This window comes from Paraburkholderia phenazinium (assembly GCF_900100735.1).
Taxonomy (GTDB): domain Bacteria; phylum Pseudomonadota; class Gammaproteobacteria; order Burkholderiales; family Burkholderiaceae; genus Paraburkholderia; species Paraburkholderia phenazinia.
The window spans coordinates 76,296-103,249 of sequence record NZ_FNCJ01000009.1; the positions used below are offsets into that span (position 1 = coordinate 76,296).

Here is a 26,954-nt window from a genome sequence, read left to right on the forward strand (position 1 = left end):
CGGTTCGCGACATGATTTTCGTCCGGCAAATAAAAAGGCGTCCCGCGGATCCAGTCGTCTGGTGACTGAATTCGGGGGACGCCGTTGTCCAAAAGCCCGTAATCTGAGGAGTGACTTTTGCTGCAGTACCGGCCGGATCGTCGTTGATCCGCCGGGTCTCTTTATGCAAAGGCTGTGCCATCCGAGGCATCTTCCGCAACGGCCCACGCAGCGGGCTTCGTGCGATTGCCAGGCGCTAGCGGCACGCCAGGTGGCGATGCATTTTGATGCGGCATGGCACAACGGTGGTGCGGCGCAGCACAGCGTGCGTGCAGCGCGTCTGATGCAAGACGCCCCGATCACACTCCGCTATCCGCCCGCACACCTGCGGCCGAAATCGGATGCGCCACCACCAGCGGCTCGGCAGGCAGCGCCCACTTGAGCCAGCGGGCACGATGCAGCGCCACGAGTGCGAAGGCAAACGCCGACAGCACGCCGAAGGTGGCAAAGCCCATCTGATAGCTGCCGGTGCTTTCCTTGGCGATGCCCATGATCACCGGCAAATAGAATCCGCCGATGCCACCAGCCGCGCCGATGATGCCCGACATCAGGCCGGTCTTGCCTTTCCAGCGTTGCGGCACGAGCTGGAAGGTCGCGCCGTTGCCGAGTCCGAAGCACAGGTAGGTCGCCACCAGCAAGGCAATGCCGGCCGGCAGCGGCGGCATCCATGCGGCAAAGGCGAAGTCGCACAGCGAAGTGCCGGCAAGCAGCAGCACCAGCGCCCGCACCCCGGAGATGCGGTCGGCGATCAGACCGCCGATCGGCCGCACGAGCGCGCCGGTGAAAGCAAGCAGCGACATGAACAGCCCCGCTTCGAGCTTCGGCAACTGATACAGCGAAACCAGCAGCGTCGTCACATACGAGGACATGCCGACGAAGCCGCCAAACGTGATGCTATAGATGAGCATGACGACCCACGTATCGCTTTCTGCGAGCACGCTGCGATAGTGCTTCGGCAGCACGGCGATGGCGAGCAGCGCGCCGAGCACCGGCAACAGCAGCACCCCCGTCTTGCCGCCGCCGAAGACGCCCGCATGCACGGCCAGCACGAGAGCGATCAAACCGGCGAGCGTGATGCAGAAGCTGCGCAAGGCGCGCGGCGCGCTGCCCGATTTCGGCCCGAGGTCTTTGGCCCAGAAGAACAGTGCCACCGCGGCCAACGCCAGCAGCGGCAGTGCGGCGCCCGCGGCTTTGGCCCAGCCGAAGTGGTCGGCGATACTGGGAAACATGAAGCCGTCGAGCACCGCGCCGATGTTGCCGGCGGCGGCGAGACCGAGCACGAGGCCCTGCACCTTGGGCGGATAGTTGCTGCCGGCCATCGGCAAGGCCACCGCGAAACTGGCGCCGCCCACGCCGAGAAACACGCCCAGCACCAGCAACGTCACATAGGATGGCGCGACCGGCGACAACAGCAGGACAACTGACGGTATCGCCGAGAGCGCCACGCCGAGCAAGGCGATGCGCCGCCCGTCATAGGCCTGGTACAGATTGCCGAGCGTCACCCGCAGGATGGCCGCACCCAGCACCGGCACCGCGACGAGAAAGCCGAGCTCGGCCGGCGACATCGCGATGTCCTTGTGGATGAACGGGGCCAGCGGGCCGAACATCACCCACACGGTAAACCCGGTATCGAAGTACAGAAAGCACGCCAGCAACGCGCGCCAGTTGCCGCTTTTCAGCGAATTCAATAGATGTTTCATGGGTCGCTCTCGCAGGGTAAAAACTATTGAAGCGCGCGCTCGGCGCGCCATTGCTGGCCTTGAACGGCTGCGCCGCCAGCGCGATGAACTGCTGGATGCGTTCATCGGCCTTGCGGCTGCCGAAGTAGACCTCGCGCAGCGCCGCGGAGAACTCACCGATGATCTGTCCGGAGACGGCATCGGAGCTGCTATGGGTCTGCTGTTTCATCGTGAACGTGACTCACCTTGCACGGCGCAAAATGGAGCGCAAAAAAAAAGCGTCCCGAGTGCCTGGCGCGCCCCGATTGCTCGGATGGCCGCTAGGTACTCGGGACGCCGTTGTCCCTGCGGGTCGCTGCGATGAGCAACCCCTCAAGAGTCGATACGTTGAGGCCGCCGTTGGCCTCGCTGCGTTGCAATGCAATAGCTATGCCACGTGAGCGCGAGGCGTGCCCGCGCAGCGCTGGCGAGGGGCGCTGCAGATCCCCTTCTCGTCGCGGCAAAACGCAGCGGGGTAAGGCTGGATAAGGCCGGGCGCCCTGTCGCTACGAGCTTTTGACGAGGCCATTCAGGCGCGAAGGTATCGCCCGGCGAGATCGTCACAGCCGCTCGCGGAGGGTTTGGGCAAGCGCCGTTGCGGCGCGACGTGAATTGAGTTGGTGCAATTTTCTGGTGCGTCGCACCATGTTATTGCACCGCCTCCAGCGCCTGTGCGATAGCAGCGCGCCAGCAAGGTTGCCGGTGACGCGGTAACATCCGGATTCGCGTTTAAGCGCCTGCTGCGTAGCGTCAGGGTCCAGCGCGAGCTAATAACTGAGCGCTGGACCCGGCATCGAACCGGCCGCGCCAACGGCTTCATCCCCTGCCATACGTTCGCGCGGCGCCGAGAAGCCGCACGGGCTCTCTCTAAAGCGACGGCATGTCACACCATCCAAAGACAGTTCGCCCCCTCGTCATTGCCTCCGTCATGGCTTCCATGGCGATGGTCGCTATCGAGGCCACCATCGTCTCCACCGCCATGCCGCAGATCGTCACGCAGCTCGGCGGCCTGCACCTGTATAGCTGGGTCTTCTCCTCGTTTCTGCTGGCACAGACGGCGATGACCGTCGTGTTCGGCAAGCTCGCCGACCTGTATGGCCGCAAGCCCATCGTGTTGATCGGCATTGTCATCTTCCTGGTGGGTTCGGTGCTCGCCGGGTTTGCGTGGTCGATGCCCGCGATGATCGCGTTCCGGCTGATCCAGGGCGTCGGCGCAGGGGCGATCCAGCCGGTCACGCTGACGATTGTCGGCGACCTGTATCCGGCGCGCGAACGCGGCAAGATCCAGGGTTACCTCGCGAGCGTGTGGGCGATTGCCGCGGTGGTCGGACCGATGGCAGGCGGTTTGCTGATACGAGACCTGTCGTGGGCGTGGATCTTCTGGATCAATATTCCGATCGGCCTCGCCTCCGGTGCCGGCTTCCTCGCGTTTCTGCACGAGCATGAAAAGCGCGAGCGGCCGTCCATCGATATCGCCGGCGCCACGCTCTTCACGGTGTCGATCGGCGCGCTGATGATGGGCCTCACCGACGTCGGCAGCTCCAGCGACGCGCTGGTCGCCTTCGAGTTCGCGCTCTTTATCGTCTGCGGTGTGCTGTTCGTCTTGCAGGAGCGCCGCGCCACCGATCCGATGATCTCGTTCGCGCTGTGGGGGCATCGACCCATCGCGGCGTGTAATGTCGCCACGGTGCTCTCGGGCATGGCGTTGATGGGCCTGACGAGCTTTTTGCCGATGTATGTGCAAGGCGTGCTGGGCCGCTCGCCGGTGGTGGCCGGTCTCGCCTTGACGATGATGATGGTGGGCTGGCCGAGCGGCGCAACGCTCGCCGCCCGCTCCTTCCACCGGCTCGGCTTGCGGCGCACGCTGGTCGGCGGCAGCGTGTTTTTGCCGCTCGGCGCGGTGTTCTTTGCGACGCTCGGCCCCGAGAGCAGTCCGGTGTTCGCCGGCATCGGTTCGCTGGTGATGGGCTTCGGCATGGGGATTTCCAGCATCAGCGCGATCATCCTGATCCAGGAAATCGTCAAGCCGTCCGAGCGTGGCAGCGCCACCGCATCGAATCTGTTCGCCCGCAACCTGGGCAGCACGCTCGGCGCGGCGATGTTCGGCGCGGTGTTGAACTACGGTCTCGCGCACTCGTCCGGCATCGCCGCCGTGACGGCGGACCAGCTCAGGCAGATTCTCGACGCGGCACCGGGACATGTCGCGAGCGCCACGGCCGTGCGGCTCGCGCTGCATCAGTCGCTGCATCTGACCTTCACCTCGATTCTGGTGATCTCGGTGCTGGCGGTGGTTTCGTTGATGCTCGTGCCAGCCATCAAGCTGGAACCGGCGCGGGCGGTGTCGGCGGGTTGAGGGCTGAGATGGGTGGGGAGCTTCAGCCATTCCCACCCTCTTCAATGCATCACGCAACGCCCACTCCAGTACGCGAACTTACGTTCGCTGCACGATTTTCACACCTCGGCTAGACTGCCCGAAACCTCGCTCGAGACAAGCGAGCGCGCCATGCGCCACAGGGCGTCAACCCGCCGGCCTTCGATGAACGCCGCCCGCGCGCCGAATTCAATGCTCTGACAAATTGGCAAATGAATACTCAAGACTATTTCTCGCGGATCGTTGCGGAAATCAACACTCTCATTTGTTACCCAGTCAATATTCAATGCACGCGTATGGCTCTAGAATCCGGCACGTTATTCAAGCACTTATGCGCTTGAATTGACGGATGGCGCGTTTGCACGGCGCGTCTTAACAACAAAGCGCTTGCCCCTGGCAAGGCACTCTGGTTGTCAGAAATCCCATGCGATCGAATAAAAAAACCCGGCAAGGCAAAATACTTCGCGCTCTGGTTTTTTGCGCGCTAACGATCGGTCCAGCGTGTGCCCATGCCGACCAGTTCGGCGTGCAGTTTGCCGGTGGCGTCGCGGATCACGACATAAAAAAGGCCGATCTCGGCCTCGTCTGGGACCCTGGTTTAACCTGGTGGGAAATCGGCGGTTATCACTTTACTGTGGTCGGAGAAGCGCACGTCGCCTACTGGGACATCCGGGAGTCCGGCGCCGCTCACCCGGACATCTGGGAATTCGGCCTGACGCCGGTGTTCCGCTTCATCAAGAGTTCGGGTTGGTTCCGCCCGTACTTCGAAGGTGGCGTCGGCGTACGCCTGCTTTCGCATGTGCGGGAGACGGAAGACCGCACCCTGTCCTCGTCATTCCAGTTTGCCGACATGCTCGGCGTGGGCGCGCAATTCGGCGAGCATCAGCAATACCAGGCCGGTATGCGCTTCCAGCACGTCTCGAATGGCGGCCTCGAACACCCCAACCCCGGCGCCAACTTCGGCGAAGTCTATCTGCAGTACAACTTCTGAGCGCGCCCGCACGCCGCGCTAGCACAAGGTGTTCCTGATTCGGGCCACTGCGTGCTATCGTTGAGTTGCATCAAAGGACGGTTCACGCACCGTCGGGAACCGAACGCAACTCATCGTAGCGAGCGTCGCCATGAGTGAAGTACGCCTCCATCTGAGCCCACGCGACCGCGTGGAACTGCTTTGCTGGCTCACCTGCGGGAGCCTCGGCGCCTATTACCTCAATGAGACCTGGCCGGAACCCTCGTTCCACGTACAGGCAGCCCACAAGTGGCTTGACCGTCACTTACGGGAGGCTGACTGGCTGAGCGTCGCCAAGCTCTCCGCGCTGGCGCTGGAGATTGCCGCCCGCCACGCGCGCTTTGTCGAAGCGGAATGGGCGCGCGACGCGGTCGAAGAAATCCTCGATACGGACGACCTCGATTTCCAGGCGCGTCTCGTTCTGCAAGTGCTGACCGACTGCCAGCTCGCCCTGGCGGATAAGCGCATCGCAGACTGAACCGCACGCCATCGCGCGATTACCGCCAGCCCGCCAGGGTTTTCACGTAGCGCAGCGTCGCGGCGACGCACCCCACGCTCAGGTCGGCTCATGCCCGACCGATGATGGCTCGTGCACGCCGCTTAACCCCACCCCGAAGTTCAGCCTGAGCCATTTTCCGTCGCTGCATTTTACTAAGGGATGCTGACTATATGGCTCCCACTATGGGAAGTCATTTCCCTTAACCACGCCAGCCACGCCAGCCGCGACCCTATTCGCAGCACTTCCCTGCTTGTCCCGCCGCTGCGGCGCGCTTACCACCCGCAGCGGAGCGCCCAAACGTTTGCGCCCTCAATCTGAAGCGTCTGCTGCACATGGCGGCACGCCGCGTTACCGCGCCGAGGCCCGCCCACAGGCACGAAGGCCACATAAACCCGCGCGTCGCGCTAAAGAGATCGGTAAATGCGTCGTTATCCACTGGTATGAGGCAGCAAAGTTTGCCGAAGGTCAGCGAGTCCATAGAAGACCGCTTGAGCAGGGCCACACACTCCGCAGGGGATTACATTGAATCAGCAACAGTCGTCAAGGTCGCGGACCGCCGCTCCGGGCGAAATCATCTACTCGGAAGGGTACGTTGGAACCTCCGCCATCTACGTGATCGCAGACGGCAAAGTCGAAATCTCTACACAGTGCGACGAAAAGCGGGTGGTGCTCGCCACCCTCGGCAAAGGCGAAATCTTCGGTGAGTCGGCCTTGCTGCCGTCCGAGCCCCGCGGCTCGACCGCCAAGGCCCTGACTTTCTGCCGCCTGACGGTCGTCGAAACCAGCCTCGTGGAGCAGGAACTGGAGCGCGTCTCGCCGCTGCTTCGTCACCTGGTACGCACGCTGATTCGCCGCACCAAGCGCAAAGACGATCTGCTCGCCACTTACACCCATGCTGACTTTCTGCCCGGCGTGCTGTCCTACGCTCACGTGCTGGCGTTGATGGCCGGTAACGACAACCGCGACGAGTGGACGCGCCGCTCGTCGAACGAGGAAACCTCGGTGCCGCTCGCGGAAGTCATCAAGAAGTGCCGCGCCATCGCCGGACATTCCCGCCTGCACGTCATGGCCATGCTCAAGCGCATGGAAAAGCTCAACCTGGTGAGCTTCGATGCCGGGCGCCCGGAACTCGTCGGTAAGGGTTCAGCCTCCAACGACGGCGCCGCAGGCCGCCACATGGTCACCTTCGACCCGGTGCGCATCACCGAGCGCGCCCAGCAGGTGGCCGATCACGATCTGGACGTGGCGATTACCGGCGAACTCGAGCTGATCGAACTGTCGGATCTCGAGGCGCTGATCGGCGTCGAACGGCAGTTGATCCTCAAGAAGCTGTCGCACTCGGAAATCGCCGAGGACATTTTTGCGTTCCGCAAGACCAAGGTGCTGAACTACATCGAAGAAAACGGCACGGCCTATTTCTCGAAGCGCAAGATCCGTTCGGCAAGCGAGCTCGAATCGCTTGCTGACCTCGAATACATCGACCAGCGCACCCTGTTCGACGCGGTCAGCGCTTTCGACACCTACGATCTCGCCAAGCTGCTCACCGCGATGGCCGATCACGCGATTGCCGACCGGTTGCTCTCGGTGATGACCCAGGCGCGCCAGAACGAGATCTCCTGGATCATGCGGCGCGACGTCAAGGTCGATCCGCTGGAGATACCGGAGATCGAGCAACGCTTTATCGACCTGGTGAAGAGCATCAAATCGCCGTCGATGAGCGCGTCGATTCCGGTCGGCTCGCCGGTCTAGCAGGCGAACGCGCAGGACGGCGCACGGTGCACCACGCGCCGTGCGCCGCCGTGTGCCGCCCGATCAGCCTTGAACAGCACGAACCCGCCGTCCTTCATTTGAATTTTCGAGGTCTTTTATGGATTTCCTGACGCTCTGTGGTGCCGTTGTCGGCATCGCAGCCATCGTGCTCGGCTTTTCGCTGGAAGGCGGGCGCTTTGCCTCGCTGTTCCAGCTCGAAGCGCTCGTCATCGTGCTCGGCGGCACGATCGGCGCCGTGATGGTTCAGAACACCTGGGGACGCTTTTCCGACGGTGTGCGGCAATTGCGGCTCGCCTTCGTCACCGCCAAACCGGTCGATCAGGAAAACCTCTCGGTACTGCTCGAGTGGGGCCACAAGGCCAAGCTGAACGGCATGCTCGCGTTCGAGTCAATGGATCCGGCCGGGATTCATCCGTTCGCCAAGCGCGGGCTCGAACTGATCGCCAACGGCGTCGCCACGGCCGTCATCGAAGACGCGCTGCAACGCGAACTGGACGCCTACGAACGCAATCACATGGCAGCCGCACGCATCTGGCTGCAGGCGGGCGGCTACGCGCCGACCTTCGGCATTCTCGGCGCCGTGCTGGGGCTGATCCAGGTGACGGGCCACATCCTCGAACCGGCGCAGCTTGGCCAGGGCGTGGCGGTCGCCTTCGTGACGACGCTGTATGGCCTCGCGCTCGCCAACGTGCTGTTTCTGCCGATCTACGGCAAGATCAAGGCGCAGGTGGATAGCGAACTGCGCTACCGCAAGCTGTACTTCGACGGGCTGCTGGCCATCTCGCGCAGGGAATCGCCGCAGACCATCGAGACGCGCCTCACCGGCGACGTCCGCGAACGCTCCAAAGAACTGCTGGCGTAATCCACCATGGCGCTCGCATCCGAACGACACAATCCGAAGCTCGACGACGACGTGGAGGCCCGGCCCGAGCGTTGGCTGCTCTCCTACTCGGACCTCGTCACCACGCTGATGGTGCTGTTTCTGGCGCTGTATGCCATCCAGCTGGCGAAATACCACGAACTGGAAATCAAGCTGCTGGAAGCCTCGCGCAGCGTCAAGAACGACAAGGCGCCGGCCGCCGTTGCGACGCTCAGCCCGCCAGGCAGTCCCACAAGCGGTGCGCCGCTGGCCTCGAAAACCGAACTGCTGTCGCTGTTGAAGGTGCTGCGCGATAAAGGGCAAATCAATATCGACGAACAGACCGGCGGCGTGGAAATCGGCATCAATGCGAAGGTGCTGTTTCGCCCGGGCGATGCGCATTTGCTGCCGGATTCGACCGACGTGCTCGACCAGGTGGCCGCCGCGTTGAAGGATTATTCGACCCACAACATTCTGGTAGAAGGACACACCGACAGCACGCCGATCTCGAACGCGAAGTACGAATCGAACTGGGAGCTCTCGTCCGCTCGCGCCGGCGCGGTGGTGCGATTCTTCGTGGATAAGGGCATCGAGCCGCATCGCCTCGCGGCTATCGGCCGCTCCGACAATATCCCGCTGATGATCGGCGACGATGCCGTGGCGCGCGCCGCCAACCGCCGCGTGACCATACTCGTTCAGTATTGAGCGCATCCCCGGCTGCGGACTTCGTAGCAAACATCCCTCAGACCAAAGCCAGTCCTGCTACGCTATAGACGCGGCCAGCCCGGGGGCGCCGATGCACAGCCCCGGCTGTGCAGGCCTCACTGCGCGCACCATACTGTGCCGGCCGCATTGAGCGAGCTGCACCGAGCCGCTTGCCGGTTAAACCATGCCCGCCACAAGAACGGAGCTTTCATGCGACACCCGCGCCCACGTCCTCCGCAGTTTCAAGGCGAGCATTCCCATGCGGATCTGCGCGATCTGACCTTGACGTTCGCGCCGGTCGCCGTGTTCGTGGTGCTGGTGATCACGCTGGTCGTGTGGCTCGTCGATCCGGCGCCGCCGCGCACCATTACGATGAGCGCCGGCCCACACGACAGTTCGTTTCTGCTGGCGGCCAACGAGTACAAGAAGATTCTCGCGCGCAACGGCATCACGCTGAAGGTGCTGGAATCGGACGGCTCGATGCAGAACCTGCACCGGCTGCTGGACCCCAAACAGCATGTGGATATTGCGCTCGTGCAGGGCGGCGTGGCCGGCGGGCTCGACATCTCCTCGCTGATGTCGCTCGGCAGTGTGTTCTACGACCCGGTGGTGGTGTTCTATCGCGGCACCGGCATCACGCGCCTCTCGGAACTCGAAGGCAAGCGCATCGCCATTGGCCGCGAAGGCAGCGGCACGCGGGTGCTGGCGCTCAAGCTGCTGGAGGCGAACGGCATCGAGCCGGGGCGCGACACGCCGCTGTTGCCCGACGACGGGCTGCAAGCCGCCACCAAGCTGGTCTCGGGCGAGGCCGATGCGGCGATCCTGAACGGCGATTCGGCCACCCGTGCCCTGATGCTGCGTCTGCTGCGCGTGCCCGGCATCTCGGTGATGGACTTCGAGGAGGCCAATGCCTATACGCGGCTCTTTCCGTATCTGGACGAAATCGACCTGCCGCCGGGCGTGCTCGACCTGCGCCGCAAGATCCCGCCCGACACGGTCCACCTGATCAGCCCGACCGTCGAACTGGTGGCGCGTACCAACCTGCACCCGGCCATCTCGGACCTGCTGATCGAAGCCGCTCAGGAGATCCACGGCATGCCCGGTCTGTTGCAACACGCGGGGCAATTCCCGAGTCCGGTCGCCCACGAGTATCCGATCAGCGACGACGCCCAGCGCTACTACAAGACCGGCAAGAGCTTCCTGTACCGCAACCTGCCGTTCTGGCTGGCGAGCATCGGCGACCGCACGCTGGTTCTGCTGCTGCCGGTTGCGGTACTGCTGTTCCCTGCCCTGCGGCTGGTCCCGGCGCTGTATAGATGGCGTGTGAGGTCGCGCATTTACCGCTACTACGGTTCGTTGATCGCGATCGAACGCGAAGCGTTGAAAGACCCCTCGCCCGCTCAGCGCCAGGCGCTTTTCCAGGAGCTGGATCAGATCGAAGAGTCGCTCAACAGCCTGCGCATGCCGCTCGCTTACGCCGATGCGTTTTATGTGCTGCGGGAGCATGTTGGGTTTGTGCGGGTGCGGCTGGGGCAGGCTTGAGGGGGTGGTCCTGATTGACGCTTGCCAGGCTCGCCGTCAGAATGCGGCCTGTCAAAACTCCTGACCGATGAGCCCGCATGTCGCACGCCCAAGATGCAGCACACGAACTGCCCGCCACATGCCCTAACTGCGATGCCCCCGTTCACGGGCCGTTCTGCGCGCAGTGCGGCCAGGAGACGGTTCACGAAATGCCGACCTTGCGCGAGTTCGCGCACCAGTACCTGCATCATTACGTCGCCGCGGAGGGCAAGCTGCTGCCTACCGTCAAGATGTTGCTGTTCAAGCCGGGACAACTGACGCTCGAGTATCTCGAAGGCAGGCGGCGGCGCTATGTGATGCCGCTGCCGCTCTATGTTACGTTCAGCTTTCTGTTTTTTCTGCTGCTGAGCTGGTCGGGGGCGATGACGCATCCGCATCTCGTGTACATCGACAATCAGCCCGCGGCGCACCCCACCCAGGCGCTTAGCGCCCTCGCCGCCTCTGAGACCGATGCGGGCGACAAGCAGGTGCTGAATTTAGCCGCCAGTGCGATGAGCGTACTGGATCAACCAGACAAGCTTGCCGAGTTCAGCGAACACCTGCTGCATCGGCTGCCGTATGCGGTGTTCGTGCTGATGCCGGTGTTTGCGGCGATGTGTGCGCTCGTTTATCGTCGCCGGCGGCAGAACTACGGTATGCATCTGCTGTTTACCGTGCATTTGCACGCGTTTATTTTCGCGGTGTTTCTGGTGTGCCTCGTGCCCGGTGTGAGCGGCTATGCGGCGTGGGCCGCGCTCGTGATCCTCGCCTATCTGATCGTGGCGCTCAAGCGTGTGTATGGTGGGCGGTGGTGGCCGCAGGTCGTGCGCGGGGTGGTGCTGGCTGGCTGTTATGGCCTGGTTAGCGGCATCGCACTGGCGGTGGTTACCTTCATTTCCAGCGGGGTTCATCTGCGGCTTTCTTGAGGGGCTTTGCGGTGACGGTCCTATCGCGGCCCCCTCTTGTTGCAAAGCCATTACTGTTATTACCGTTCGTTGCGGTCGTTCGTGCGCAATACGGGTGCGCCTCAAGCCGCGCGTGGCTGGCGCGTTATTTCACGCTCCTTTGCAAAGATTTCTGCCGTCAACTTTGTTGCACTTGCGTAACTCAAGGGCGTCTCGGCACAGCTACAGTTAAGCCGTCATCCCCCTGTTACGGAGGTCCAACATGAAAAGCAAACTGTTCGTCTGCCTCGGGTTTGGGGCACTTGTTCTTGGTGCTTCGCAGGTCGCTAATGCAGGCGTGTCCGTCGGGCTTAATTTTGCCGTGCCGGCGCCGGTTTATGTCGCGCCTGCACCTGTATATGTTGCGCCTCCGCCCCCCTCTTCTGTTGTGGCTTATCAGCCTGTTTATCAGCCTGTCGGGATGCCGGTTGTTGCTACTAGTGTTGTTATTGGGTGGCATGGCGGAAACTACTGGGACGGGCGGCGGTGGTGGTCAAGGCATGATTGGTATGCGCATCGTAGGTGGTAATCCGCTTTTTTGCTTTGGCCTGCGCGGCGCTTTGGGTGGCTTGCCTTACCGCGTTGGCCTTTCCTTGCGTTCTTAGTGGTCTATTGGCGTTGCCCCTGTGCGGGGCGGCACTTACTTTCTTTGCCGCCGCAAAGAAAGTAAGCAAAGAAAGCGGGCCCACACCGCTAGCTTTTAGGTGTCCATCACTTATATTAACCGGAAGTGGTCCGAAAACAAGACCTGCCCTCGCACCACTCCGCTCAGTGACACAGCGCTCATCCATCCCACTCCGCACTGCGTGCGTCGCGGTTGGGTCTGCACGGGAAAACGGAGAACGTGTCGCGCTTTTTGTCTCTCAGCATAGTCGAGGTATCACCCAATCAAGGCGCGAATCTTCGCGCCTTTTCATTGGACTCCTACTCGAGAAAGACCTGACTTTCTCGCATGTGGCACTGCCTGGTCGGTCGGAGTCGTCTCACCGGGAGTCGTTGGGGCGCGGCTCCTTTCTTACGCAGCCGGTAAATCACCTCTCATACAAACCAGCCGCGTCTGCTATTCCCCCTTTTTCTGAACCCTTAGTCTTTCATTGCGAGTTTTCGGCAGAAACCTACGTCATGAGGTATTTCTCTCTAGACGTCCCCGTCGGGGCAAAGAGCGTGACATTTACACTTGCGCCGGCAGCCTACGCTGACATTGGAACGTTATATCTCAGGTCTGGCTCGCCTACCACGCGCAATGCCGATTGTCAGTCCGTCGCTGTGAGAGGCGGGACCGCCACGTGCACCATCTCGAACCCGGCGCCTGGGACTTACTACGGCAGAGTGAACCCGAATACAGCCCTCACTGGCGCCACGATTCTGGCCACCTACACACAATAAGCTGTTCATCCGGGTAGCGTGCGCCTACGCCGCCTTTGCGGTGGTGGCGCGCGACTTCTCACGCAAGGAAAGCAAGGTATCTCAACAATGTCTAACTCCAACATCAGTGATCCCGACGAATCAGAGGTAAGCGGCCTGCTTGCTCGCGCTAGCGCCTGGTTCCTTGAACCCTCTAACCTGCAAGATGGGCTTAACCTCGTTGCTGCGCTGGCCAGAGCCAGGTGTGCTCCATGCTCCACTACTTGCCGAAGCGATCAGGCAGTTCAGAATTCATCACGCCGCCAACGCTGGGGCATTGGAGGCCCTGTGTCTCGCGTTGTACAAAATCGATCGCTTTGACGAGATGCTGAGTGTTGCCCGTCAGGGAATCGACATCGATCCGCAACGCGCCATTTTTCACTTCTATGCGGCACATGCTCTCAGCGTTTGCGGCAGTAACGTAGAAGCGATGTTTTACAGCAGGGAGGCAGCCCGACTCACGCCGGACGACCCTGTGATGCGACTTAGGTCGGTGGGGTCCGGTTATCGAGGATGTGCGCGGTGCGTTACAGGAATGGCTGGACGCGCCTCTCCGTCTTCCTCCTGAAAGGAAGAATAGGTAATGCGTCAGTAACCTCCTTCCATTCCCACTGGCCTAGACTCGCTCTCCAATGTTGTTCGGAGCGCTCTCATGTCACAGCCGGTTGCCGTCGCGATCCATTCCCTTCATTCCTTCGAGCTGACCGGTGATGGTCAATACCTCATGCTCAAGGGGAATCAGCCCGATAGCATCGCCTTGCACTACTCCGTCATGCACGAGCTGCTGGCCGCTATTTCTAATGCCATCGGATGGTCTGCGCGAGTTCGCCAGCAAAACGACGACGTGAAGTTCGCCATGCCCTGCGAGGCCTGGGCCGTCGGTAAGGATAAGGGTGAGTCCTCCCATCTGCTGCTCTCGTTTCGGCTGCCCGGCGGCGCCGAGCTGTCGTTTCGCATGCATCGCGCCGAAGTGCGTCAGATGACCGAAGTGCTCTCCCTCGTCACAGGTCTCGCCAAGGTCAATGGTGCGGCCGGCGTTCGCCTCCAATAGCGCGCCGTGCCCATCGTTCGCTCGCGGCTCCGCCCTCGCCTTGCCTCTCTCGCAGCGCCGTCCTCCGACTTGGAGCACCGGCTAAACATGCGCCTCCGATCCTTCTATTGCGTGTCTCTCCTGTCACCCAGAATGAACCTTGAAACACTTTCGGCCCGCTGCGCCCGTGCGCTGACATTTATCGGTCTGAGCGCGACTGCTGTCTCCGCCTTTGCCACCACCCCGTTCGTGGTGCGCGATATCCGTCTCGAAGGCCTGCAACGCGTCGAACCCAATACCGTCTTCTCGTATCTGCCCCTCAAGCAGGGCGACACCTTCACCGACGACAAGGCCTCGGAAGCCATCCGTGCGCTCTATGCCACGGGCTTCTTCAATGACGTCAAGATCTCGACCGAGGGTGATGTCGTGGTCGTTCAGGTGCAGGAGCGTCCCGCCATCGGCACCATCGATTTCGCCGGTCTCCACGAATTCGATAAGGACAACCTCACCAAGGCGCTGAACTCGGTCGGGCTGTCGCTGGGCCGCTATTACGACAAGTCGCTGGTCGACCGCGCCCAGCAGGAACTGAAGCGTCAGTACCTGACGCACGGCTACTATGCAGCCGAAGTCACCACCACGGTCACGCCAATCGACCGCGATCGCGTCGGTCTGCTGTTCTCGGTCATCGAAGGTCCGAGCGCCAGGATCCGCCAGGTCAACCTGATCGGCAACAAGGTCTTCAGCGACAGTACCCTCCACGATGAAATGCAGCTCTCCACGCCGAACTGGTTCTCGTGGTACACCAAGAACGACCTTTACTCAAAAGACAAGCTGACCACCGACCTCGATAACCTGCGTTCGTACTATCTCGACCGCGGCTATCTTGAGTTCAACATCGATTCGACTCAGGTTTCGCTGTCGCCGGACAAGAAGGACATGTACCTGACGCTCACGCTGCACGAGGGCGAGCCGTACACGATTTCCGGCATCCATCTGTCCGGTAATCTGCTGGACCGCGAAGCCGAGCTCTCGAAGCTCATCAAGATCAAACCGGGTGACCGTTTCTCGGCTGCGAAGCTGAAGGCCGCCACCAAGGCGGTGGTCGACAAGCTCGGTGAATACGGCTACGCGTTCGCCACCGTCAATGCCCAGCCGCAGATCGACCAGCAACACCACACGGTCGACCTCACGCTGCAGGTCGATCCGAGCCGCCGCGTCTACGTGCGCAACATCAACATTATCGGCAACACCCGCACGCGTGACGAAGTGGTGCGCCGCGAAATGCGCCAGCTCGAAAGCTCGTGGTTCGACTCGGGGCGCCTTGCGCTGTCCAAAGACCGTATCAACCGGCTCGGCTACTTCACCGACGTCGACGTGACCACCGTGCCGGTCGAGGGCACCCCCGATGAAGTCGATATCGACGTCAAGGTCACCGAGAAGCCCACCGGCTCGGTCACGCTCGGTCTCGGTTACGGTTCCGGCGAAGGCCCGATCATCTCCGCCGGGGTGTCGCAGGACAATGTGTTCGGCTCGGGTACGAGTCTTGCGGTGAACGTGAACACGGCCACCACCTTTCGGACGCTGACGGTCACCCAGGTCGATCCGTACTTCACGGTGGACGGCATCAAGCGGATTACCGACGTCTACTACCGCACCAGCGAGCCGCTCTACTATTCGAACGTCACCGACACGAGTTTTCGCATCATCACGCTCGGCGCCGATCTCAAGTTCGGCGTGCCGTTCTCCGAATCGGACATGGTCTACTTCGGCACCGGTATCGAGCAGAACCGCCTCGACGTGGACTCGACCACGCCGCAAAGCTATATCGACTATGTGAACGACTTCGGCCGTGTCTCGAACAACGTGCCGATCACGCTAGGCTGGTCGCGCGATAACCGCGACAGCGCACTGGTGCCGAGCAACGGCTATTTCACCCAGTTCAACGCCGAATACGGCACGCCGATCGCCCGCACCACCTATTACAAAACCGATGTGCAGGCACAGTATTACTACTCGTTCGCTAAAGGCTTCGTGCTCGGCCTGCACTTCCAGGGCGGTTACGGCAACGGTCTCGACGGCGAGCCGTACCCGATCTTCAAGAACTACTATGCAGGCGGCATAGGTTCGGTGCGCGGCTACGAGCCGAGCTCGCTGGGTCCGCGCGATGCCACCACGGGCGATCCGATCGGCGGTTCGAAGATGCTGGCCGGCAGCGTCGAATTGACCTTCCCGCTGCCCGGCACCGGCTACGACCGCACGCTGCGCATCTTCACCTTTGTCGACGGCGGCAACGTGTGGGGCACCGAAGGCAACAGCACCGGCGCCAACGGCCTGCGCTACAGCTACGGCACGGGTCTCGAATGGATCTCGCCAATCGGGCCGCTCAAGCTCGACTTCGGCCTGCCGATCGTGCGGCATGCTGGCGATCAATACCAGAAGTTCCAGTTTCAGATCGGCACGTCGTTCTGACGGCTCATGCCGCATCTCACGCCGTCTCTCATGGACCGCGCGTCAGCCACGCACGGTTTCCATAGCCATCCTGACAATTTACTTTCGAAACATTACTAAATCGAAATGTCTAGCCCGCGACGGCCTGCGTAATGGGTCGAAGCATTACCGTCTTTTACACAGCGCCTGTGGCGTAACTCCTCGCAACCACTTTGAGGGTTGCAAGGCACAGCAAGCACGCCCGTGCACATTAAACTCCTGCGCATGGCTATCCAAATTCTGGTCGTTGACGACGACGCCGATCTGCGCGATCTGCTGCGCACCTATCTGAGCAATTCCGGCTTCGAGGTTTCGGTGCTGCACGGCGCAAGCTCGCTGGAGCGCCGGCTCGAGCGGGAGCGCCCCGATCTGATCGTGCTCGACCTGATGATGTCGGACATCGACGGCCTGACCGCCCTGCGCAAGTTGCGCGCCACCGGTGACGACCTGCCGGTGATCATCCTGACCGCCAAGTCAGACGACGTGGACAAGATCGTCGGTCTCGAACTGGGCGCCGACGATTTCCTCGGCAAGCCGTTTAACCCGCGCGAGTTGCTGGCGCGCATCCAGGCCGTTCTGCGGCGCCGCACGACACCCGCGGCGGCGGCGCCCGAGCAGCGCGAGCCGTTCAGCTTCGGCCGTTTCACGCTCGACTTCCAGTCGCGCACCCTCAGCCAGCAGGGCCGGCCGGTCACGCTGGCCGACAGCGTGTTTGCGCTGCTGAAGATCTTTGTCGACCATCCCTTGCATGCGCTCAACCGCGAGCGCCTGCTCGAGCTGCTGCACGGCCCGGAATACGACGGTACCGATCGCGGCATCGACGTGCAGGTGTGGCGCCTGCGCCGCATCCTCGAAGCCGACCCGTCCGCGCCACGCATCATCCAGACCGTGCGCGGGCGCGGCTATATGTTCGTGCCCGACGGCGCTCCCGACCCAGGCTCCCCATGAATCGCGATCCGTCAAGGTGTGATGCCCTTTGCAATCGTCAAAAGCAATCGAAGCATGGTTCGAGGGTGACAACGAGCAGTAAACGTGGCACTTTTCCGCAGTTGCGAAAAAACGTACTTACCACCAGTTTTCGGAGATTGATATGAGCGAAGCCGTGTCCACGCAGCCCAAGCACTCGCGCCGCAGGTTCGTCCTGATTGCGGTCGTCGTGCTGGCGCTGGTCGCGCTCGTGGTTGTGCACCTGCTGAACCGGCCGAAGCCGGCGCGGGGTGCAGCGCCGCAAGTCGTCACGGTCGCCACCGCCACGCTCGGCTCGATGCCGGTCACCTTGAGCGAACTGGGCACCGTCACGCCCACCGCGACCGTCACCGTGTTGCCACAATTGAGCGGTTACCTGACCGCCGTCGGCTATCACGAAGGTCAGGACGTCGAGAAAGGCCAGTTCCTCGCCCAGATCGATCCGCGCCAGTATGAGATCGACAAGCAGCAGGCCGAAGCGCAGCTCGCCAAGGACCGCGCCTCGCTCGCCCAGGCCCGCTCCGACCTCGCGCGCTATACGCAGTTGAACGAGCACAAGTCGATCGCCGAGCAAACCTTTGTCGACCAGCAGTTCCTCGTGCAGCAGGACGAGGCCGCGGTCAAGTCGGATCTCGCCAACATCGCGCAGTTCGACCTCGACCTGACCTACTGCCATATCACCGCGCCGGTTGCCGGACGCGTCGGCCTGCGTCTCGTCGACCCGGGCAACTATGTAACCGCGTCGTCCTCGCCGGGCATCGTGGTCATCACCACGATGAAGCCCACCACGGTGCAGTTCACCGTGCCGCAGGATTCGCTCGCCTCGGTGTTGCAGCGCATGAACGGCGGCGCCAGCCTGCCGGTCACGGCCTTCAGTAGCGACAACTCGAAGCAGGTCGCCACCGGGACGCTCTACGCGGTCAGCAACCAGATGGCGACGAGCACCGGCACGGTCACCTTGCGGGCCACCTTCCCCAACGACGACGAAGCGCTGTTCCCGAACGAGTTCGTCAACGTCAAGCTGCTGGTCGATACCATGCAAAACGCCGTGCTGGTGCCCACCCCGGCGGTGCAGAGCGGCGCACCGGGCGACTACGTGTACCTCGTGAACGCCAACAATACGGTCTCGGTCCATAAGGTCACGCTCGGACCCAGCGACGGCAAGAACACGGTCATCACCGCCGGGCTCCAGGCCGGCAATATCGTCGTGACCGACGGCACCGACCGCTTGAGCGACGGCGCCAAGATCCAGGCTGCCAAGGCGCGCCCCGCTTCGGGTGCTAGCGCAGCCGCCGCGGATGCGGGCACAGCCAGCGCGGCAAGCGGCGCGCACGGCCAGCATAACCACGCCCATAACGGCGCCTCCGGGGCTACTGCCGCCTCTGCAGAAGCAGCTTCGTAGTAGCGGACCCAGCCAACCCACGCGCCGATGAATATCTCCCGCCTGTTTATTCTTAGACCGGTAGCCACCCTGCTGCTGATGATCGCCCTTGTGCTGGTGGGCCTCGTCGCGGTACGCGTGCTGCCGGTTTCCTCGCTGCCGAACGTCGACTACCCGACCATCCAGGTGCAGACCTTCTATCCGGGCGCGAGCCCGGACGTGATGGCCACCACCGTGACCGCGCCGCTCGAAGTGCAACTGGGCGAGATCCCCGGCTTGCAGCAGATGACCTCGTACAGCTCGGACGGCGCGTCGGTGATCACGCTGCAGTTCGACTTGTCGCTGAACCTCGACATCGCCGAACAGAACGTCCAGCAGGCCATCAACGCGGCCAACAGCTACCTGCCGAGCGGCCTGCCCGCGCCGCCGACCTACGCCAAGGTCAACCCGGCCGACCAGCCGATCCTGACGCTTGCGGTCACCTCGAAGTCGATGTCGCTCACCCAGCTCGAGGACGCCGCCAACAACCGCCTCGGCACCAAGATTTCCGAAGTGTCGGGCGTGGGCGTCGTGACCACCAGCGGCGGCAACGTGCCGGCCATCCGCGTCGAAGCCGACCCGCAAAAGCTGGCCGCCTACGGCCTGAATATCGACGACCTGCGCACGCTGCTCAGCTACGTGAACGTCAGCCAGCCGAAAGGCAACTTCGACGGTCCGGCGCTCGACTATACGATCAACGGCAACGACCAGATCAGCGATCCGAAAGACTATCTGGACACGGTGGTGGCCTATCAGAACGGCGCGCCGGTCTTCATGCGCGACGTCGCCAAGGTGACCTCGGCCGCCCAGGACGTCGAGCGCGGCGCCTGGTACAACGGCACGCCCGCAATCGTGCTGAACGTGCAGCGCCAGCCGGGCGCCAACGTGATCGCCACCGTCAACCAGATCATGAAGCAGTTGCCGCAGCTCGAATCGACGCTGCCGGCCGGCATGCAGGTCACGGTGGTGTCGGACACCACGGGTGTGATCCGCTCGTCGGTATCGGACGCCGCGCTCGAACTGGTGCTCGCCATCGTGCTGGTGGTGGCGGTGATCTTCGTGTTCCTGCGCAACGTGCCGGCTACCATCATCCCGAGCATCTCGGTGCCGGTGTCGCTGATCGGCACGCTTGCCGTGATGTACCAGCTGAACTACTCGATCGACAACCTCTCGCTGATGGCGTTGATCATCGCCACCGGCTTTGTGGTGGACGACTCAATCGTGATGATCGAGAACGTCGTGCGCTATCTGGAGGAAGGCAAGACGCCGCTCGAGGCCGCCCTCGAAGGCGCCGGGCAGATCGGCTTTACGATTCTGTCGCTGACCATCTCCCTGATTGCCGTGCTGATCCCCCTGCTCTTCATGGGCGGCGTGATCGGACGTCTTTTTAGTGAATTCGCGGTGACGCTGGCCGTGACCATCGTGCTGTCCGCGGTCGTCTCGCTGACTGTCGTGCCGATGCTCTGCGCGCGCATGTTGCGCGCTCAGGCGGAACGCCATCCGAGCCGCTTCGAGCGGATCAGCGAAGGGCTCTTCAACAAGACGCTCTCCGCCTACGAACGGGGCCTGCGCTGGGTGCTCGATCACCAGTTGCTGACCCTGATGGTGGCGATCGGCACTGTGATACTGACCGGCGTCCTGTATGTCGTGATTCCCAAGGGGCTGTTCCCGGTGCAGGACGTCGGCGTAATCCAGGGCATCAGCGTGGCCGATAACTCGGTGTCCTATTCGGCGATGGTGACGCGTCAGCAGGCGCTCGCCGATGCGATCCTGAAAGACCCCGACGTCGTTTCGCTGACCTCGTACGTCGGCATCGACGGCACCAACTCCACGCTGAACAACGGCCGCTTCCTGATCAATCTGCGCGACCACGACAAGCGCTCGGACACCGCAGAGGAAATCGCGCGGCGCCTGCAGCAGGAAGTCGCCAATGTGCCCGGCATCAAGCTGTATATGCAGCCGCAGCAGGATCTGACGCTCGACACCACGGTCTCGCCGAACCAATACAGTTTCGTGCTGCGCGGGCCGAGCCAGCAGGCATTCCAGAAGTACGTGCCTGAACTGATCGCGCGCATGAAGCAGATTCCGGCGCTCGCCGATGTGCAAAGCGATATGAATACCGACGGCCTGAGCGTGAACGTCGAAGTCAACCGGCAACTGGCCGCGCGCTTCGGCATCACCCCGGCCACTATCGACAACGCGCTCTACGACGCGCTGGGCCAGCGGATTGTCTCGACCATCTTCCAGCAGTCGGACCAGTACCGCGTGATCCTGGTGGCCAAGCCGGAGTCGCTGCCCAATGTGGGGTCGATCGGCAACCTGTACCTCCCTAGCCAGACCAGCAGCTCGGGCCAGGTGCCGCTCTCGGCGATCGCCAAGATCCAGATCGTCAAGTCGCCGCTCGTGATCAGCCATCTGGCTCAGTTCCCGGCCGTCACGATCTCGTTCAACCTCGCCAAGGGGGCGTCGTTGAGCACGGCGGTCGCGCGCATCCACGAAGCCGAAAAGGCGGTCAATCTGCCGCCGTCGATCACCTCGTCGCTGCAGGGCGCGGCTCAGGCGTTCGAGGACTCGCTGTCGAGCGAGGTGTTTCTGCTGATCGCCGCGCTGGTGGCTGTGTATATCGTGCTGGGCGTGCTGTATGAGAGCTTCATCCATCCGGTGACGATTCTCTCCACGCTGCCCTCGGCAGGTATCGGCGCGCTGCTCGCCTTGATGATCGCGGGCAGCGACCTCGATGTGATCGGCATTATCGGTATCGTGCTCTTGATCGGTATCGTCAAGAAGAACGCCATCATGATGGTGGACTTCGCGCTCGACGCCGAACGCAACCACGGCAAGGCGCCGCGCGATGCCATCTTCGAAGCGTCGCTCCTGCGCTTCCGGCCGATCCTGATGACGACGCTCGCCGCCATGCTGGGCGCCCTGCCGATGCTGCTCGGCACCGGCACCGGTTCGGAACTGCGCCGCCCGCTGGGTCTGGCGATCATCGGCGGCCTCACCTTGAGCCAGATGCTCACGCTCTTCACCACGCCGGTCATCTATCTGTACTTCGACCGCATGGCCGAGCGCACGCGGCGCTGGCGCGAGCGCAATAATCCGCCAGCACCCCAAGCGCCGACGGAGGACGCGCCTTGAACATCTCGGCGTTATTCATCCGGCGCCCGGTCGCGACCACGCTTCTGGCGATCGCGATCCTGATCTCCGGGACGCTCGCCTATTTCCGGCTGCCGGTCGCGCCGCTGCCGAACATCGCCTTCCCGGTGATCGTGGTGCAGGCCAACATGGCCGGCGCGAGCCCGGACATCATGGCTTCCACCGTGGCCGAACCGCTCGAACGGCGGCTCGGTACGATTGCCGATGTCGAGGAGTTGACTTCGATCAGTTATGTCGGCTCGTCGCAGATCGTGGTCGAGTTCGGGCTTAACCGGGACATCAACGGCGCGGCCCGTGACGTGGAGGCGGCCATCCAGGCCGCGCGCGCCGACCTGCCGACCACCCTGCGCAGCAATCCGACCTATCGCCAGTACAACCCGGCCGATTCGCCGATCATGGTGCTCGCGCTGACCTCGAACACGCTCACCAAAGCGCAACTCTACGACTCCGCGGATTCGGTGATCCAGCAGCAGCTCTCGCAGGTCAACGGCGTGGGCCAGATCACGCTGGGCGGCGGCGCGCTGCCCTCGGTGCGGGTCGAATTGCAGCCGGGCAAGCTGAATAGCTACGGCATCGGCCTTGAAGACGTGCGCGCGGCGATCGCGGCGGCCAACGCCGACAGCGCCAAAGGCCACCTCGACCAGGGGAATCAGCGCTACGTGGTGTTGTCGAACGACCAGATCAGCAAGGCCGCGCCTTACCGCGACCTCGTGGTGGCCTACCGCAACGGCGCGCCGGTGATGCTGCGCGATGTCGCCCAGGTCAGGGACTCCAACGAAAATATCCGCAACGCCGGGCTCTACAACGGCAAGTCGGCGGTGCTGGTGATCGTCTATCCAATGCCCGGCAGCAATGTCGTGAGCACCGTTGCGCAGATCAGAAACGTTCTGCCAGCGATCGAGGCGACCCTGCCGCACAGTGTCCATGTACAGGTTGCGATCGACCGCTCGGAATCGGTCCGCTCCTCGGTGGGCGACACCGAACGCACGCTGTTTATCGCCGTGCTGCTGGTGGTCGGCGTGGTGTTCATCTTCCTGCAGTCGCCGCGCGCCACGCTGGTGCCGGCGGTCGCGCTGCCGCTGTCGATTGTCGGCACCTTCGGGCCGATGTACCTGCTCGGCTACAGCATCGACAACCTCTCGCTGATGGCGCTCACCATCGGCACCGGCTTCGTGGTCGACGATGCGGTGGTGGTGCTGGAAAACATCACCCGCTACCTCGAAATGGGCATGAGTCCGAGAGAAGCCGCCCTGAAAGGCAGTGGCGAAGTGGGCTTCACCGTGATCTCGATGAGCCTGTCGCTGATCGCGGTGTTCCTGCCGATCCTGCTGATGCCGGGCATCGTCGGCCTGCTGTTCCACGAGTTCGCGGTCACGCTGTCGATCGCGATCCTGATTTCGCTCGTGATCTCCCTCACGGTCACGCCGGCCATGTGCGCCTATGTGCTGAGCCGCAACAACGCGGGCCATTCGCGGGCCCGCTGGGCGACGTGGATCGAGGCGCAGTTCGAGCGTTTCAAGAATGCCTACTCGCGTTCGCTCACGGCCGTGCTGGACCATTCGCTGCTGGTGATCGTGCTGCTGTTCGCGCTGCTGTTCGGCAACTTCTTCCTTGCGAAACTGCTGCCGGCCACCTTCTTCCCGGAGCAGGACACCGGCATCCTGATCGGCCAGATCATCGCCGACCAGAGCATCTCGTTCCCGGCGATGGAAAAGAAGCTCGAGCAGTTGCAGGAGATCGTCCAGAAGGATCCGGCGGTCCAGTCGGTGGCCGGCTTTACCGGCGGCCGTGCGCTGAACACGGCGAACGTGTTCGTCGAACTCAAGCCGCTCGCCGAGCGCAAGGTCACTGCAACCGAAGTGGTCAACCGCCTGCGGCCCAAGCTGAACCAGGTCTCGGGCGCGCGCCTGTTCATGCAGGCGCAGCAAGACTTGCGGATCGGCGGACGGCAGTCGGCCGCCGAGTACCAGTACACGCTGACGAGCGAGGATTCCGCCGCGCTGTTCGCCTGGACGCCCAAGCTCGTCACCGCACTCAGCAAGGACCGCAGCCGGGTGCTGGACGTGAACTCGGACCTGCAGCAAAACGGTCTGCAGACCTACCTCACTTTCAACCGCAGCACGGCGGCCCGCTACGGCTTTGCGCCAAACCAGATCGACAACGTGCTGTATGACGCCTTCGGTCAACGGACCGTCTCGACCATCTACAACCCGCTCAATCAGTACTTCGTGGTGATGGAGGTGGCGCCGGAGTACTGGCAGTATCCGCAGACGCTCAACCAGATCTTCCTGAGCACGGCGGCGGGCAATCCGGCCGGTACGGCGCAAACGCAGATGCCGGGCAAAACTGTCACGGGCGTGACGGCGCCAAGCGTCGTCAGCACCACCTCGAGTTCGTCGAGCACCAACTCGCTGAATTCGAACGCGCAAGCCAACGCGACCAACAACAGCATCGCCAACAGCAAGGGGGGCAGTTCGAGCGGCAGCGCGGACAGCACGGCGGCGGAGACGATGGTGCCGCTGCCGGCGATGACGACCTACGTCAACAACCATACGTCGACGCAGGTCAATCACCAGAGCGGCCTGGTAGCAGCGACAATCTCGTTCAACCTGCCGGCCAACGGCTCGCTGAGCACGGCTAAAGAGGCGATCGACGACGCCGCTCGCGAGATCGGCATGCCGGCCAGCATCCATGGCGCGTTCGCCGGTGCGGCGCAGGCCTATGCGCAGTCGACGGGCACCATCCCGTTGCTGATCCTGGCGGCGCTCGGGGTCGTCTACATCGTACTCGGCGTGCTGTACGAGAGCTCGATTCATCCGCTCACGATCCTTTCTACGCTGCCTTCGGCCGGCATTGGCGCGACCCTCGCGCTCTTGATCTTCGGCACGCCGTTCTCGGTGATCGCGCTGATCGGCATTATCTTGCTGATCGGTATCGTCAAGAAGAACGGCATCATGATGGTGGACGTGGCGATCCAGTTGCAGCGCAAGGAGGGCATACCGGCCAAGGAGGCCATCCACTCCGCCGCGGTCGTGCGTCTGCGGCCGATCATGATGACCACCTTCGCGGCCGTGCTCGGCGCCGTGCCGCTCGCAATCGGCATCGGCCAGGGCGCGTCGCTGCGCCAGCCGCTCGGTGTCACCGTGATGGGCGGCCTGATCCTGAGCCAGGTGTTTACGCTCTACACCACGCCGGTGATTTACCTCTACCTGGACCGTTTGCGCTTCAAGCTCATCAAATGGTCGTCGGGACTGCCGTGGAACCGCCAGGCGGAACAGATGGGGCCACCGGCGCAGCCGGGGCAAACGGATACGAAGGCATGACCATGAAGATTTCCCGCACTCCTCTCACCCCGCTTGCAGCTGCGGCGGCCCTGCTGCTCGCCGCCTGCACGGTCGGCCCGGACTACCACCGGCCGCAGGTCAGCGTGCCCGCCACCTACCGCGAACTGCCGGGCTGGACCGAGGCCGAGCCGGCCGCCGACGGTCCCAAGGGCGCATGGTGGACCGGCTTCAACGATCCGCTGCTCGACGAGCTCGAGCCGCAGGTGGCGGTCTCCAATCAGACCGTGCGCCAGGATTATGCGAACTACCAGGAAGCGCTCGCGGAAGTAAAGATCGCGCGCGCGAGCCTGTTTCCGACCATCGGCGTGACCGGCTCGGCCACCCGCGCGCGCAGCGCCACCGGCACTTCCAGTGCGGCACGCAGTCTCGGCAACATCCAGACCGTCAACAACTCCGGTTCGCTCGAAGGCAATGTGAGCTGGGCACCCGATCTGTGGGGCTCGGTGCGCCGCACCATCGAGCAGAACGCAGCAACCGCGCAGGCGAGCGAAGCGACCCTCGCGAATGCCACGCTCTCCGAACAGATTGCGCTCGCCACCGCGGTAATCGAGCTGCGCACCAGCGACGCCAACATCGACCTGTTGCAGAACACGGTCAAGGCATATCAACACTATCTGGATGTGGTCGCGAACCAGGACAAGTACGGCACGATCGCGCCGTCCGACGTGGTGACCGCGCGTACCCAGCTCGAAACCGCGCAGTCGAGCCTGATCGCGCTCGGCGTGGCGCGTGCGCAATACGCGCATGCGATTGCGGTGCTGGTCGGCAAGAATCCGGAAGACCTGGACATTCCGCATAGCACCGCCATGCCCACCTTGCCGTTGATTCCGGTCGGCGTGCCGTCGACGCTGCTGCAGCGGCGGCCCGACATCTCCACCGCGGAACGGCAGATGGCGGCCGAGAACGCGGCGATCGGCGTAGCCATTGCGGCGTATTACCCGACCGTCTCCATCTCCGCACTGGACGGCTTTACGCAGTCGCCGCTGGGTGGCTTGCTGCATGTCGCCAACTACGTCTGGTCGCTCGGCGGCAGCGCCACCGAGACGATCTTCGACGGCGGCGAGCGCAGCGGCCAGGTCGCCGCAGCCAGGGCCGCATACGACGCGGCGCTTGCCAACTATCGTGGCACGGTGCTGACGGCGTTCCAGGATGTGGAGAATGACCTCTCCGGCCTGCGCATCCTCGCCGAGCAGGCCAATGCTTTAGATGCTGCCGTGCGCGATGCGACCCACGGCACCGAGATCGCCTTTAACGAATACCAGGCCGGCACGGTGGACTACACGACGGTGGCGACGGCCCAGGCGACCCAGTTGAGCAACCAGCAAACGGCCTTGAACGTGCAGGAGTCGCGCCTGCTCGACGCGGCTTCGCTGATTGGCGACCTGGGCGGCGGGTGGTCGGATAGCGAGTTGCATGATCCGCGCAATCCGGACAAGCAGCCGGCGGCTTCAGCGGCGGCTGGCGCTTCAGCGGCGGCTGGCGCTTCAGCGGCGGCTGGCGCTTCAGCGGCTGCGGCAGCCTCGGCGCCATCCGCGCCGGCCGCGCAGAGCAGCAGCGCCGGTGGCCAGGGGACGCAGGCTTCGGTGCAGTAACACGGGCTGCTGGGCACACGATTGCGCAACACCAATGACTGCGCTAGTGTTGTAGGCTGTCACGCCCACTGGAGCGTCATC

At 63.1% G+C, this 26,954-nt stretch carries 20 protein-coding genes; 17 read left to right on the top strand and 3 right to left on the bottom strand.

Going from position 1 to position 26,954, the window contains the following annotated elements; translation table 11 throughout:
* Positions 1-338: 338 nt before the first annotated feature.
* The gene (locus BLQ92_RS20490) at positions 339-1,739 is read right to left on the bottom strand and encodes an MFS transporter (protein ID WP_090686371.1); all 1,401 of its coding nucleotides are present in this window, start codon (positions 1,737-1,739) and stop codon (positions 339-341) included.
* An 898-nt stretch (positions 1,740-2,637) separates the two neighbouring features.
* On the opposite strand from BLQ92_RS20490, the gene BLQ92_RS20495 reads away from it, so the two are divergent.
* Positions 2,638-4,110 carry an MDR family MFS transporter gene (locus BLQ92_RS20495; protein ID WP_090686372.1) on the top strand — a complete coding sequence of 491 codons (1,473 nt, stop codon included), beginning with the start codon at positions 2,638-2,640 and terminating at the stop codon, positions 4,108-4,110.
* A 98-nt stretch (positions 4,111-4,208) separates the two neighbouring features.
* Here BLQ92_RS20495 and BLQ92_RS39515 read toward each other — a convergent pair whose 3' ends face one another.
* Complete coding sequence (locus BLQ92_RS39515; protein ID WP_143016644.1) at positions 4,209-4,415, bottom strand: hypothetical protein; 207 nt, start codon at positions 4,413-4,415, stop codon at positions 4,209-4,211.
* Positions 4,416-4,552: 137 nt separating this feature from the next.
* On the opposite strand from BLQ92_RS39515, the gene BLQ92_RS20500 reads away from it, so the two are divergent.
* The 9 genes from BLQ92_RS20500 to BLQ92_RS41445 all read left to right on the top strand — a co-directional run bounded on the left by BLQ92_RS20500 (position 4,553) and on the right by BLQ92_RS41445 (position 12,860).
* Complete coding sequence (locus BLQ92_RS20500) at positions 4,553-5,119, top strand: acyloxyacyl hydrolase (protein ID WP_090686373.1); 567 nt, start codon at positions 4,553-4,555, stop codon at positions 5,117-5,119.
* A gap of 130 nt (positions 5,120-5,249) precedes the next feature.
* On the top strand, positions 5,250-5,615 hold the full coding sequence (locus tag BLQ92_RS20505) for a hypothetical protein (protein ID WP_090686374.1): 366 nt from the start codon (positions 5,250-5,252) through the stop codon (positions 5,613-5,615).
* Positions 5,616-6,158: 543 nt separating this feature from the next.
* Positions 6,159-7,385, top strand: coding sequence for a cyclic nucleotide-binding domain-containing protein (locus tag BLQ92_RS20510; RefSeq protein WP_090686375.1), 1,227 nt, complete (start codon positions 6,159-6,161; stop codon positions 7,383-7,385).
* A 118-nt stretch (positions 7,386-7,503) separates the two neighbouring features.
* Positions 7,504-8,268, top strand: coding sequence for a flagellar motor protein (locus tag BLQ92_RS20515; RefSeq protein WP_090686376.1), 765 nt, complete (start codon positions 7,504-7,506; stop codon positions 8,266-8,268).
* Between the two features lie 6 nt (positions 8,269-8,274).
* Positions 8,275-8,970 (top strand): OmpA family protein, encoded by a 696-nt coding sequence (locus BLQ92_RS20520; protein WP_090686377.1) that lies wholly within the window; start codon positions 8,275-8,277, stop codon positions 8,968-8,970.
* A 210-nt stretch (positions 8,971-9,180) separates the two neighbouring features.
* Complete coding sequence (locus BLQ92_RS20525; protein ID WP_090686378.1) at positions 9,181-10,512, top strand: TAXI family TRAP transporter solute-binding subunit; 1,332 nt, start codon at positions 9,181-9,183, stop codon at positions 10,510-10,512.
* Between the two features lie 77 nt (positions 10,513-10,589).
* Positions 10,590-11,456: a DUF3667 domain-containing protein gene (locus BLQ92_RS20530; RefSeq protein WP_090686379.1), complete on the top strand. Its 867-nt coding sequence runs from the start codon at positions 10,590-10,592 to the stop codon at positions 11,454-11,456.
* Between the two features lie 241 nt (positions 11,457-11,697).
* On the top strand, positions 11,698-12,003 hold the full coding sequence (locus tag BLQ92_RS40715) for a hypothetical protein (RefSeq protein WP_090686380.1): 306 nt from the start codon (positions 11,698-11,700) through the stop codon (positions 12,001-12,003).
* A 593-nt stretch (positions 12,004-12,596) separates the two neighbouring features.
* The gene (locus BLQ92_RS41445; RefSeq protein WP_143016645.1) at positions 12,597-12,860 is read left to right on the top strand and encodes a pre-peptidase C-terminal domain-containing protein; all 264 of its coding nucleotides are present in this window, start codon (positions 12,597-12,599) and stop codon (positions 12,858-12,860) included.
* A gap of 238 nt (positions 12,861-13,098) precedes the next feature.
* On the opposite strand, the gene BLQ92_RS40095 is transcribed toward BLQ92_RS41445, so the two are convergent.
* A complete protein-coding gene (locus BLQ92_RS40095; protein ID WP_175772219.1) occupies positions 13,099-13,275 on the bottom strand; it encodes a hypothetical protein in 177 nt (58 codons plus the stop codon).
* A gap of 255 nt (positions 13,276-13,530) precedes the next feature.
* Between BLQ92_RS40095 and BLQ92_RS20545 the strand changes: the two genes are divergently transcribed.
* The 7 genes from BLQ92_RS20545 (at position 13,531) to BLQ92_RS20575 (ending at position 26,873) form a co-directional block, all read left to right on the top strand.
* Positions 13,531-13,929, top strand: coding sequence for a hypothetical protein (locus BLQ92_RS20545; protein WP_090686382.1), 399 nt, complete (start codon positions 13,531-13,533; stop codon positions 13,927-13,929).
* 132 nt (positions 13,930-14,061) lie between these two features.
* A complete protein-coding gene (bamA, locus tag BLQ92_RS20550) occupies positions 14,062-16,377 on the top strand; it encodes an outer membrane protein assembly factor BamA (RefSeq protein WP_090686383.1) in 2,316 nt (771 codons plus the stop codon).
* Positions 16,378-16,620: 243 nt separating this feature from the next.
* The gene (locus BLQ92_RS20555; protein WP_090686384.1) at positions 16,621-17,343 is read left to right on the top strand and encodes a response regulator; all 723 of its coding nucleotides are present in this window, start codon (positions 16,621-16,623) and stop codon (positions 17,341-17,343) included.
* A 142-nt stretch (positions 17,344-17,485) separates the two neighbouring features.
* The gene (locus BLQ92_RS20560) at positions 17,486-18,763 is read left to right on the top strand and encodes an efflux RND transporter periplasmic adaptor subunit (protein WP_090686385.1); all 1,278 of its coding nucleotides are present in this window, start codon (positions 17,486-17,488) and stop codon (positions 18,761-18,763) included.
* A gap of 27 nt (positions 18,764-18,790) precedes the next feature.
* Complete coding sequence (locus BLQ92_RS20565; protein ID WP_090686386.1) at positions 18,791-21,919, top strand: efflux RND transporter permease subunit; 3,129 nt, start codon at positions 18,791-18,793, stop codon at positions 21,917-21,919.
* The gene (locus tag BLQ92_RS20570; RefSeq protein ID WP_090686387.1) at positions 21,916-25,260 is read left to right on the top strand and encodes an efflux RND transporter permease subunit; all 3,345 of its coding nucleotides are present in this window, start codon (positions 21,916-21,918) and stop codon (positions 25,258-25,260) included. The genes BLQ92_RS20565 and BLQ92_RS20570 overlap by 4 nt, the downstream gene beginning before the upstream one ends.
* On the top strand, positions 25,257-26,873 hold the full coding sequence (locus BLQ92_RS20575; RefSeq protein ID WP_425312465.1) for an efflux transporter outer membrane subunit: 1,617 nt from the start codon (positions 25,257-25,259) through the stop codon (positions 26,871-26,873). Before BLQ92_RS20570 ends, BLQ92_RS20575 begins: the two co-directional genes overlap by 4 nt.
* Positions 26,874-26,954 lie beyond the last annotated feature (81 nt).

Excerpts from the sequence above, each read along its gene's own strand:
- BLQ92_RS20490 (WP_090686371.1), bottom strand. The coding sequence starts at position 1,739 with ATGAAACATCTATTGAATTCGCTGAAAAGCGGCAACTGGCGCGCGTTG.
- BLQ92_RS20495 (WP_090686372.1), top strand. The coding sequence starts at position 2,638 with ATGTCACACCATCCAAAGACAGTTCGCCCCCTCGTCATTGCCTCCGTC.
- BLQ92_RS20500 (WP_090686373.1), top strand. The coding sequence starts at position 4,553 with ATGCGATCGAATAAAAAAACCCGGCAAGGCAAAATACTTCGCGCTCTG.
- BLQ92_RS20505 (WP_090686374.1), top strand. The coding sequence starts at position 5,250 with ATGAGTGAAGTACGCCTCCATCTGAGCCCACGCGACCGCGTGGAACTG.
- BLQ92_RS20515 (WP_090686376.1), top strand. The coding sequence starts at position 7,504 with ATGGATTTCCTGACGCTCTGTGGTGCCGTTGTCGGCATCGCAGCCATC.
- BLQ92_RS20520 (WP_090686377.1), top strand. The coding sequence starts at position 8,275 with ATGGCGCTCGCATCCGAACGACACAATCCGAAGCTCGACGACGACGTG.
- BLQ92_RS20525 (WP_090686378.1), top strand. The coding sequence starts at position 9,181 with ATGCGACACCCGCGCCCACGTCCTCCGCAGTTTCAAGGCGAGCATTCC.
- BLQ92_RS20530 (WP_090686379.1), top strand. The coding sequence starts at position 10,590 with ATGTCGCACGCCCAAGATGCAGCACACGAACTGCCCGCCACATGCCCT.
- BLQ92_RS40715 (WP_090686380.1), top strand. The coding sequence starts at position 11,698 with ATGAAAAGCAAACTGTTCGTCTGCCTCGGGTTTGGGGCACTTGTTCTT.
- BLQ92_RS41445 (WP_143016645.1), top strand. The coding sequence starts at position 12,597 with ATGAGGTATTTCTCTCTAGACGTCCCCGTCGGGGCAAAGAGCGTGACA.
- BLQ92_RS40095 (WP_175772219.1), bottom strand. The coding sequence starts at position 13,275 with ATGTGCCGCATAGAAGTGAAAAATGGCGCGTTGCGGATCGATGTCGAT.
- BLQ92_RS20545 (WP_090686382.1), top strand. The coding sequence starts at position 13,531 with ATGTCACAGCCGGTTGCCGTCGCGATCCATTCCCTTCATTCCTTCGAG.
- bamA (WP_090686383.1), top strand. The coding sequence starts at position 14,062 with ATGAACCTTGAAACACTTTCGGCCCGCTGCGCCCGTGCGCTGACATTT.
- BLQ92_RS20555 (WP_090686384.1), top strand. The coding sequence starts at position 16,621 with ATGGCTATCCAAATTCTGGTCGTTGACGACGACGCCGATCTGCGCGAT.
- BLQ92_RS20560 (WP_090686385.1), top strand. The coding sequence starts at position 17,486 with ATGAGCGAAGCCGTGTCCACGCAGCCCAAGCACTCGCGCCGCAGGTTC.
- BLQ92_RS20565 (WP_090686386.1), top strand. The coding sequence starts at position 18,791 with ATGAATATCTCCCGCCTGTTTATTCTTAGACCGGTAGCCACCCTGCTG.
- BLQ92_RS20575 (WP_425312465.1), top strand. The coding sequence starts at position 25,257 with ATGACCATGAAGATTTCCCGCACTCCTCTCACCCCGCTTGCAGCTGCG.